Origin of the sequence: Lactobacillus gallinarum DSM 10532 = JCM 2011 (genome assembly GCF_001434975.1) — a bacterium.
Classification (GTDB): Bacteria; Bacillota; Bacilli; order Lactobacillales; family Lactobacillaceae; genus Lactobacillus; species Lactobacillus gallinarum.
Map to the genome: position 1 here is coordinate 1 of NZ_AZEL01000061.1, position 567 is coordinate 567.

Below are 567 nucleotides of genomic sequence, written 5' to 3' on the forward strand. Positions count from 1 at the left end.
TTATGGCCAATTTGATAAAACTTCTTACCATTGATAGTAATTAGTCTACCACTATATCTTACTTTAACAAATCGATCATTCTTAAGTACAAGCTTTTTACCATTCTCAGTTACAATATTGCCATTAATATCATAAACATATGCATTATGTACTAATAACTTAGTAATATCCTTAAGAATATTGGCTACCTTAACATATTGATTTTCACCAATACGATAGAATTCTTTATTCTTAATGGTTGTTGTTTGACCGTTATCAAGAATCTTTACGGAACTTCCCTTTATTAAATCAATATTTGATCCGTCAGTCTTCTTCACTACATCACCATTTGAATCATAAACATATGCATTATGTGTCAATTCAATTGTATCGGCACTAACTTCTGTCGAAGTATTAACATTTGAAATGGTATCCTCAGATGACTCTGAATTATTAGCATCTACATTTGAAGGAATTTGAACAGGTTGAGTTTCATCCTGGTTTCCAATATTTGTTGTTGGAGTTTCATTTACCCCTTCTACAACCAAAGTGCTCAACGGCATCAAAATTGTATTTTGACCTAAAGAT

The 567-nt window shown here is 31.0% G+C and carries 1 protein-coding gene; it reads right to left on the minus strand.

The features are described 5' to 3' along the window. Positions 1–567 (minus strand): SLAP domain-containing protein (locus tag FC37_RS08225; RefSeq protein ID WP_201779647.1); only part of this gene is annotated, 567 nt, incomplete at both ends.